Annotated in this window: 8 protein-coding genes; 5 read left to right on the forward strand and 3 right to left on the reverse strand. The window is 73.3% G+C overall.

Translation table 11 applies throughout. The annotated features are described in order from the left end of the window. Positions 1-47: 47 nt before the first annotated feature. Complete coding sequence (rodA, locus tag ACFQZY_RS08545; protein ID WP_377415088.1) at positions 48-1202, reverse strand: rod shape-determining protein RodA; 1155 nt, start codon at positions 1200-1202, stop codon at positions 48-50. 35 nt (positions 1203-1237) lie between these two features. On the opposite strand from rodA, the gene ACFQZY_RS08550 reads away from it, so the two are divergent. From ACFQZY_RS08550 to mtgA, 5 genes are read left to right on the forward strand one after another with little or no spacing between them, the layout of a single operon-like run. After that, complete coding sequence (locus ACFQZY_RS08550; protein WP_377415091.1) at positions 1238-1879, forward strand: YqiA/YcfP family alpha/beta fold hydrolase; 642 nt, start codon at positions 1238-1240, stop codon at positions 1877-1879. 24 nt (positions 1880-1903) lie between these two features. Further along, a complete protein-coding gene (locus ACFQZY_RS08555; protein WP_377415093.1) occupies positions 1904-3958 on the forward strand; it encodes a ribonuclease catalytic domain-containing protein in 2055 nt (684 codons plus the stop codon). Beyond that, entirely contained in the window at positions 3955-4821 is an 867-nt protein-coding gene (locus ACFQZY_RS08560; RefSeq protein ID WP_377415095.1) for an energy transducer TonB, read from the forward strand. The genes ACFQZY_RS08555 and ACFQZY_RS08560 overlap by 4 nt, the downstream gene beginning before the upstream one ends. A gap of 50 nt (positions 4822-4871) precedes the next feature. Then, positions 4872-5714 carry a shikimate dehydrogenase gene (gene aroE / locus ACFQZY_RS08565; protein ID WP_377415097.1) on the forward strand — a complete coding sequence of 281 codons (843 nt, stop codon included), beginning with the start codon at positions 4872-4874 and terminating at the stop codon, positions 5712-5714. Then, positions 5711-6442, forward strand: a complete 732-nt coding sequence (gene mtgA / locus ACFQZY_RS08570) for a monofunctional biosynthetic peptidoglycan transglycosylase (protein ID WP_377415099.1) — start codon at positions 5711-5713, stop codon at positions 6440-6442. The genes aroE and mtgA overlap by 4 nt, the downstream gene beginning before the upstream one ends. Before the next feature lie 95 nt (positions 6443-6537). On the opposite strand, the gene ACFQZY_RS08575 is transcribed toward mtgA, so the two are convergent. Beyond that, a complete protein-coding gene (locus ACFQZY_RS08575) occupies positions 6538-8322 on the reverse strand; it encodes a hypothetical protein (protein WP_377415102.1) in 1785 nt (594 codons plus the stop codon). Positions 8323-8335: 13 nt separating this feature from the next. Further along, a complete protein-coding gene (locus ACFQZY_RS08580) occupies positions 8336-9418 on the reverse strand; it encodes a hypothetical protein (RefSeq protein WP_377415104.1) in 1083 nt (360 codons plus the stop codon). Positions 9419-9518: the final 100 nt, after the last annotated feature.

A 9518-nucleotide genomic window follows, 5' to 3' on the forward strand; every position in this document is an offset into this window, starting at 1 on the left:
CGGGTGATTCCAGGAAGGTTCGGGGCCGCGACACGCGCGGCATGGCCTCAAGTCTGCACGAGGCGCTTGGAACGTGCGATCGACATGAGGATGCCCAGCGCCAGGCCCAGGGTGACCATGGCCGTTCCGCCGTAGCTGATGAAGGGCAAGGGCACCCCCACCACCGGCAGGATGCCGCTGACCATGCCCATGTTCACGAAGGCATAGGTGAAGAAGATCATGGTCACCGCCCCGGCCAGCAGCCGCGAGAACAGCGACGAGGCCTCCAGCGCGATGGTGAAGCTGCGCAGGATCAGGAAGATGAAGCCGGCGATCAGCAGCAGGTTGCCCACCAGCCCGAACTCCTCGGAGTAGGCGGCGAAGATGAAGTCGGTGGTGCGCTCGGGGATGAACTCCAGGTGGGTCTGCGTGCCCTGCATGAAGCCCTTGCCGAAGAGGCCGCCCGAGCCGATGGCGATCATGCCCTGGATGATGTGGAAGCCCTTGCCCAGGGGGTCGCGGGTCGGGTCCAGCAGGGTGCACACGCGCTGCTGCTGGTAGTCGTGCAGCAGCGGCCAGTCCACGCCCGGCGCGCACAGCTGCGGCTCGAACACCACCAGCAGCAGGATGCCCACGCCGCCCAGGACCACCGGCGGGATGATCAGCTTCCAGGGCAGGCCGGCGAAGAAGATCACCGACAGGCCGGCCGCCATCACCAGCAGCGAGGTGCCCAGGTCCGGCTGCTTCATGATCAGGCCCACCGGCACCGCCAGCAGCACGCCGGCGATGAGGAAGTCGAGCGGGCGCATCTGGCCCTCGCGCTTCTGGAACCACCAGGCCAGCATCAGCGGCAGGCCGATCTTGAGGATCTCGCTGGGCTGGATCACGACGCCCACGTTGACCCAGCGCCGGGCGCCCTTCTTGGTGATGCCGAACAGGGCCACGGCGATCAGCAGCGCCACCCCGATGAGGTAGATCGGCACGGCCAGGGTCATCAGGCGCTGCGGCGGCACCTGCGCCACCACGAACAGGATGAACCCGGCGATCAGCATGTTGCGGCCGTGGTCCATGAAGCGCGTGCCATGGTCGAAGCCGGAGGAAAACATGGTGACCAGCCCGGCGCACGCCAGCAGGAAGATGGCGAAGGCGAGCGGGCCGTCGAACCCCTCCAGCAAGGGCGCGGCGCGCCGCCAGAGCGGGGGTTTCTCGAACACGGCGGACATAAGCCGAAATTATCGCCGCTGGCATGATCGCCCCCATGACCTTCCACCCCCCGGGGCCTTCGCCCCAGCCGCCCGTGACGCATTTGCTGTACCTGCACGGTTTCCGCTCCTCGCCGCGCTCGGCCAAGGCGGTGAAGGTGGCGCAGCGGATCGCGCAGCGCCACCCCGGCGTCACGTGGTGGTGCCCGCAGATGCCGCCCTCCCCGCGCGAGGCGATGGCGCAGGTGATGGCGGGCATCGCCGGCTGGCCGCGCGCCACCCTGGGCGTGATCGGCTCCTCACTCGGCGGCTTCTATGCCACCTGCGTGGCCGAGGCCACCGGCTGCCGCGCCGTGGTGCTCAACCCCGCGGTCGACCCGGCACGCGACCTGGCGAAGTACATCGGTGAGCAGACCGCCTGGCACGACCCGGCCGAGCGCTTCTTCTTCGAGCCGCGATTCGTCGATGAACTGCGCGCCCTCACGCCGGGGCCGGGCGTGGGGGCCCCACTCACGCGCCTGGAGCGCTACTTCGCCGTCATCGCCCGGGGCGACGAGGTGCTGGACTGGCGCGAGATGGCGGCCCGCTACGCCGGCGCCCGCATCAAGCTGCTGCCGGCCGGCGACCATGCCCTGAGCGATTTCGACGACCACATCGACGAGGTCTTCGCCGCCCTCGGCCTGGGGCCGGCCGCCTAGGTGGCCCATGGGACAATCCGTCCCATGTTCGTATTGTTTGAAGAAGCCGGCAAATTCCAGGCCGGCCGGGTGCTGTCCGAGGCCGAGGCCTCGGCGCAGGTGGAGCTGGAGACCGGCAAGCGCGTCAAGGTCAAGGCCGCCCACATCCTGCTGAAGTTCGAGAAGCCCTCGCCCGCCGACCTGGTGGCGCAGGCCCAGGCCGTGGCCCAGGAGATCGAGCTGCAGCTGGCGTGGGAGTTCGCCCCCGAGGAGGAGTTCGGCTTCGCCGACCTCGCGCGTGATTATTTCAGCGCCAACGCCAGCCTCGAGCAGCAGGCCGGCGCCCTGTTCCGGCTGTTCGAGGCGCCGCACTATTTCCGCCGCGCCGGCAAGGGCCGCTTCCGCAAGGCCCCGGCGGAGGTCGTGCAGCAGGCCCTGGCCGCGATCGAGAAGAAGAAGCAGCAGCTGGCTCAGATCGCCGCCTGGGCCGGGGAGCTGGCCGAGGGCCGCTGCCCCGCCCCGATCCGCGAGCAGCTCTATCGCATCCTGTTCAAGCCGGACAAGAACGCGCCCGAGTACAAGGCCGTGGTCGAGGCCGCCCGCAGCACCCACCTGGCGCCGCTGGCGCTGCTGCAGCGGGCCGGTGCGATCGAGTCGGCCTACCAGTTCCACTGGAAGCGCTTCCTGTTCGAGCACTTCCCCAAGGGCACGGGCTTCCCTGCCCTCACGGCCCCCGCGATCACCGAGGACCTGTCGGTGGCCGCCGGCGTGCGGGCCTACTCGATCGACGACTCGCACACCACCGAGATCGACGACGCGCTGTCGGTGCAGGGCCTGGGCTCGGGCACGGTCACCGTCGGCATCCACATCGCGGCGCCGGGCCTGGCGCTGCAGCCGTCCACCCCGGCGGACGCGGTGGCGCGCCAGCGCCTGTCCACCGTCTACATGCCGGGCTACAAGATCACCATGCTGCCGGACGACGTGGTGCAGGCCTACACCCTGCAGGAGGGCCGGGACTGCCCCGCCGTCTCGCTGTACGTGCGTTTCGACGAGGCCACGCTGGAGATCCAGGGCAGCGAGACGAAGCTGGAGCGCGTGCCGATCGTGGCCAACCTGCGCCACGACCAGCTCGATGACAGCGTCACCGAGGCCTGGCTGACGGACCCGGCCCATGCCGGCGACGCCGTGCCGCCGGTGGCGGCGCAGGCGCGCGAGCCGCTGATGTTCCTGTTCCGCCTGGCGCGCGAGCTCAAGGCCCGGCGCGAGGTGGTGCGCGGCAAGCCCGAGACCTTCAACCGGCCCGACTACACCTTCCGCCTGGAAGGCAACGACGGCGCCGAGCCCACCGGCGCGGAGGCCGTGCGCATCGGCGTGCGCCGCCGCGGGGCGCCGCTGGACCTGATCGTGGCCGAGGCCATGATCCTCGCCAACAGCACCTGGGGCCAGTGGCTGGCCGACCTGGGCGTGCCCGGCATCTACCGCAGCCAGGCCAGCCTGGCGCCCGGCATGAAGGTGCGCATGTCGACCAAGGCCGCGCCGCACGCCGGCATCGGCGTGAAGTGCTACGCCTGGAGCACCTCGCCCCTGCGCCGCTACACCGACCTGGTGAACCAGTGGCAGATCATCGCCTGCGCCCGCCACGGCCGCACCGCCGCCCTGGCCGCGCCCTTCAAGCCGAAGGACGCGGAGCTGTTCTCCATCATCTCCGGCTTCGACGCCGCCTACTCCGCGTACAACGCCTACCAGGCCGGCATGGAGCGCTTCTGGACGCTGAAGTACCTGCACCAGAACGGCATCACCGAGCTGGTGGCCACCGTCTTCAAGGAAGGCCTGGTGCGCGCCGACGAGCTGCCCCTGGTGCTGCCGGTGATGGGCGCCAACGGCCTGGCGCGCGGCGCCAAGGTGCGGGTGAAGCTGGGCGAGGTCGACGAGATCGCGCTGGACGTGCACGGCACCGTGATCGAGCGCCTGGACGTGGAGCCCGCCGCCGATGCGGCGCAGGAGGACGCCGAGGACGACGAGGAGGCCGTGGCCGGCCCGATCGCCATCGCGGTGGACGTCAACGAGGCCGAGCCCGCGGCCGATAATCCGGCCTCGTGAAGCTCAAGCCCAAGCTCAGGTCCCTGACCACGCTGCAGGTCTCGCTGGCCGTTTCGGTGGCGGCCCATGCGGCCCTGCTGGCCGTGCGCTTCGTCGACCCCCAGCGCTTCGACCGCATGTTCCAGGACACGCCGCTGGAGGTGATCCTGGTGAATGCCCGCGGCAACGAGAAGGTGGACAAGGCCCAGGCCATCGCCCAGGCCTCGCTGGCCGGCGGCGGCGAGGCCGCGAAGGGCCGCGCCACCTCGCCCCTGCCCGCCTCCGCCCTGACCGAGCTGGGCGACGCGCCGGAGGAAGCGCAAAAGCGCGTGGAGGCGATGCAGCAGCAGCAGCAGATGCTGCTGGCGCAGGTGCGCCAGGCGCTGGCCAGCCTGCCGGTGCCCGACCCGCGCCAGCCCACCGACAACCCCGAGGGCCAGGCGCGCGAGGAAAAGCGCCGCCAGCTGGTCAAGCTGCTGGCCGAGATCGAGCGCCGGATCAACGAGGAAAACGCCCGCCCCAAGCGGCGCTACGTCAGCCCCTCGACGCGCGAGGAGGTCTACGCCGTCTACTACGACGCGCTGCGCCGGCGCATCGAGGACCGCGGCACGCAGAACTTCCCCGAGATGTCCGGCCAGAAGCTGTATGGCGAGCTGACCATGCTGCTCACGGTCAACCACGACGGCCGGGTGCTCGCGGCCGAGATCGTCGAGGGCTCGGGCAACGCCGCGCTGGACCGCCGCGCCCTGGGCATCGCCCGCGCCGCCGGGCCCTTCGGCCGCTTCAGCGACGGCATGCGCCAGCGGGCCGACCAGATCGTGGTGGTCTCGCGCTTCCGCTTCACGCACGACGAGACGCTGGAAACCAAGCTCACCAGCCGCTGACCCCCGGCCCCCCAAAAGAACCGCACAAGACAGACCCGCGAGGAACGACCATGGACCGCTTCTGCGTGATGGGCAACCCGGTGGCGCACAGCAAGTCGCCCTGGATCCACCACCGCTTCGCCGAACTCACCGGCCAGCCGATCGACTACCGCCACCACCTGGTGCCGCTGGACGGCTTCCAGCAGGCGGTGCGCGACTTCCGTGCCCAGGGCGGCCGGGGCTGCAACGTGACGGTGCCCTTCAAGTTCGACGCCTTCGCCGTGCCCGGCGTGCGCCACTCGGCCCGCGCCGAGCTGGCCGGCGCCTGCAACACGCTGAAGTTCGACGGCGAGCAGGCCTTCGCCGACAACACCGACGGGATCGGCCTGGTCCATGACATCACCGTCAACGCCGGCGTGCCCCTGGCCGGCGCGCGGGTGCTGCTGGTGGGCGCCGGCGGCGCGGCCTGCGGCGTGCTCGGCCCCTTCATCGAGGCGCGGCCCGCCGCCATCACCGTCGCCAACCGCACCCTGGACAAGGCCCAGGCCCTGGTCGAGCGCCACGCCGCGCTGGCCGCGGCCCAGGGCGTGCCGCTGCAGGCCTGCGCGCTGGACGACGTGGGCGCGGCCTATGACATCGTGGTCAACGGCACGGCCAGCAGCCTGGGCGGCGCCGAGGCGCCGGTGCCCGCGCGCGTGCTGCGCCCCGGCACGCTGGCGGTGGACATGATGTACGGCCCCGCCGCCGAGCCCTTCCTGGCCTGGGCCCGCGCCCATGGCGCAGTCGGCCGCGACGGCCTGGGCATGCTGGTGGAGCAGGCCGCCGAGTCCTACGCCATCTGGCGCGGCGTGCGCCCGCCCTCCGGGCAGGTGCTGCAGGAGCTGCGGGCCACGCTGGAGGCGGCGGCCGCATGAAGGCGCTGGCGCGCTGGCTGCTCCTGGCGGCGGCCGCCTTCCTGGCGCTGCAGCTGTATTTCGTCGGCCGCATCGCCCTGATGGCGGTGGTCGACCCGCAGTCCACCGCCTTCCAGCGCTCCGAGGCCTGGCGCATCGCCACCGAGAAGGGCCGCCTGCCCTGGCGCCAGCAATGGGTGCCCTACGCGCGGATCTCCGACAACCTCAAGCGCGCCGTCATCGCCGCCGAGGACGACAGCTTCGTCAACCACGAGGGCGTGGACTGGGAGGCGATGGAGAAGGCCTGGCAGAAGAACACCAAGGCCGAGGAGCAGGCCGCGCGCCGGGCCCAGCTCGCGCCCAACCGCGCCCGGCCGCCCAAGGTGGTGGGCGGCTCCACCATCACGCAGCAGCTGGCCAAGAACCTGTTCCTCTCGGGCGAGCGCACCCTGCTGCGCAAGGGCCAGGAGATCGTGCTGACCTTCGCGCTCGAGCGCCTGCTGTCGAAGGAGCGCATCCTGGAGATCTACCTGAACTCGGTGGAATGGGGCGAGGGCGTCTTCGGCGCCGAGGCCGCCGCGCAGCACTACTACCGCAAGCCCGCGGCGCGCCTCACGGCCTACGAGGCGGCGCGGCTGGCGGTGATGCTGCCGCGGCCGCGCTACTTCGAGAAGCTGCCCAACTCCGGTTACCTGGCCAGCCGGGCCTCGGTGATCGTGGGGCGCATGCCGAACGCCGAGCTGCCCTGAGGCAGCCCCGAGGCCGCCCTGAAGCCACCGGGCGGCCAGCCTGAGGCGGCGCCCCCCGGCCGGTGCCGCTCGCCGCCCGGCGAACCCGCCCCCGGTCACGACACGCCGCCCCCCGGCTTCCCCTGCCCCCCGGCCTTGGCAGGCGCCCCGCCGCTGCCCAGCACCGTGGCGACACGGTCCGTGACCGCCTTCATGTCGTACAGCGAGGGCGCCTGCTTCGGCCGCCAGGCCCGCCGCCCCGGCGCCAGCCACCAGCGGGCCTCGTCCAGCCGGAAGGCGTCGCGGGCCACATAGCCGGTCCGCGTCACCTGCCACGACAGCGCCTCGAAAAGGGCCAGGGCCGCGGCCGCGCCCTCACGGGACTCGACGCACCAGCCCGGCTGCGTCGCCGCCTCCCTGCGCTGCAGGGCGGCGATCTCGGCCTCGAGGTCGACCACGCCGAGCGCCCGGGTGGCGGCCGCGCCGCCCCAGCCGTCCTCGTCGTCGATGACGAGCACCGGGTCCTTCTTGCGCTGCAGCAGGGCCACGACCTCCTCGTGCCGGCGGCGCTGGCGCGCCAGGTCGCCGGCGGGCAGCAGCGCCCCCAGCTTGCGCAGCAGCCGGTCGATCGGCAGGTGCAGGATCGCGTCGCGGGCGTCGGCGTCGATCAGCCGCGGCGGGTCGGCGCGGGAGTACCAGGGGCAGCCGCTGGCGGCCACCTGGCGGCCGAAACTCAGGTCGTGGTCGAACGCCGTCACGCCGGCCGCGCCCTCGGCGTCCTGCCAGGCCACGTAGTTGCCCGGGTTCGGGTCGACCTCGCCGATCAGGGTATGCAGCCACTGCAGCCGGGTGAGCTCCCGGCGCAGGCGCGGCGCGCCGTAGTCGATCGCCGCCACGGCCCTGCGGGGCTCGAGCGCGACGGACCCCAGGCCCTTGCGTTCCGCGCGGTGCCCGTTGGTCAGGCTCAGGTGGTCCCGGGCCAGGACGCTCCCCAGCCACCCGAGGTCCTGCGCCAGGGTGGCGAGGGCCTGGGGGCGGCCCCGCAGGCGGGCGAGGTCGGCTGCAGGCAGCGTGAGCTGCAGGGCCCCCCGGACCTCGGGCGACTGGCCCGCCGCGAACGACATCAGCAGGCCCGGGATCGGCTTGCCGCCCTGCTCGCAGGTGGCCAGCGCGGTGAAGGGCAGCAGGTCGAAGCCCAGCGCCCGGTCCACCACGAACGCGGCGACGTTGCGCTCATTGCGCCGGGGCTGCGCCCCGTCGATGCCGGCGAGGCGGAAGGCCTCGGCGACGGCCTCGCCGGCGGGCGATCCGCCCGGAGGGGGCGGCGCCGCGGCCGTCCCGGCGAAGGGCCGGAACACCGCGCCGACGCGCTCGCTGCCGTCGAGGAACTCGATGCGGTAGACCCGGTTGTTCTCCCCCGCGCCCAGCTCACGGACCTGCGTGACGACGCAGGTCTCGTCACCGACCCGCAGCAGGTCCCGGCGCGGGGGCGGGACCTTGCCGGCCGGCGACGGCGGCGGCCGCGGCGGCGCGGCCGCCGGCAGGGACCTGGCTTCGCGCGCGGCCCGGAACGCGGTCCCGGGTCGGGCCGGGTCCTTGGCTTCGGGCTTGGCTTCGGGCTTGGCTTCGGGCTTGGCTTCGGGCTTGGCGTCCGGCTTGGCTTCGGGCTTGGCTTCCGGCTTGGCTTCGGGCCGCTGCGTCACGGTGCGGGGCATCGCGACGGAGGGCCGCGGCAGGCTGGAGGACGGCGGCTGCGGCACGCCGGGGGGGTGGGGCGGCGGCCGGGGCGGCAGCACGCCGGAGGAAGGCGGCTGTGGGCGTGGCACCTCGGGGCGTTGCGGCTGGGGGCGGGGCGCGCCGGAGGACGGCGGCAGGGCGCGGGCTGGCGCGGAAGACTTCATCGAGACCGCTCCCTCAGCCGGACCCTGCCCCGTCCTCCGACCGGGACGACTCGCTGCTGCGGCGCGGGCTGTCCGGGGTCATCGGCGTGGGTTCGCCGGAGCTGGACACGGTGACTTCGCCCGTGACCTGCAGCGCAGCCTGGACCGCACTGCCCTCGGCGCCATGGCCCTGCGCGCCGGCCGGCTGCGGCGGCAGGTGCCAGGTGGCCACGCTGCGCACCAGCGCCCCGCCCTGGCCGATGGGCCCGGCATCCTCCTCGTCCGACGCTTCGCCCGGGAGGCCGTTCGTGCCGGACTCGCCGTTCGCGCCCGGGGTGCGGAAGGCGGACGCCTCGGGTGCCTCGGCGCCGTCGCTGTCCTCCTCCGGATCGCCCAGGTCGCCCAGGTCGCCCAGGTCGCCCAGCGACAGCGGCACGATCAGGCCCGCCTGGGTCGGCGCCAGCCGCTGGCGCACCTCACGCAGCAGTTGCTCCATCTCGGGCTCGGCCCGCGAGTCGAGCAGGGGAATGCGCAGGCGGCCGAGGTAGGCCGAGAGGGACCGCTCCAGCTGCTCCAGGTGGGCCGTGTTGGTCTTCTCGAGGCGCGAGAGCGCGGTCGCGAGGTTGCGCTCGCCGACCACGCCCTTCGCGTCGGCGGGAGCGGCCCGGCACTGGGCCCGGTGCCGGAGGTACGCCACCAGGGCCGCGCGCATCTCGTCGTAGCGCCCGCCGCGGTGGGTGCCGGGCAGGGCGTCGAGCAGGAGCGGCAGGTCGTCCCGGTCGAGGAGGTGGGCCAGCGCCGGGTGGACCTGGCTCGCACCCGCCAGCCCGCCCGCGACGCCGACGCCGACGCCGCCCGCCAACCCGCCCCCGCCGTGCTTCGACTCGGCGACCGCCGCGGACCGGGGGGAGGCCCCGCCCTCCTGCGGTGCGACGCTGACCTGCCAGCGGCCGAACGCCACGTCGGCCTCCCGCGGCGAAGCGGGCGGCGAGGAGGTCGTCAGGGGCGGGTGCTGGGTCGTCGTGCCGGGGCTGCTGGTCGTCGTGCTGGAACTGCTGGTCGTCGACGGCGAAGCCTGCGTGCCCGGGGGACGCACGCCGCGGGGGCTGTGGATCATGGTGTCCTTTCCGGGCGGCGGAGGGCCGCCCGGCGGACTTATAGGACCGTGCGGGGCCGGGCCCGGCAGCTGCCGGCCGATGCCCGGACCACCGGTTCCC

It is taken from the genome of Ramlibacter sp. GCM10027632 (assembly GCF_042675325.1).
In the GTDB taxonomy this organism is placed as follows: Bacteria; Pseudomonadota; Gammaproteobacteria; order Burkholderiales; family Burkholderiaceae_C; genus Ramlibacter.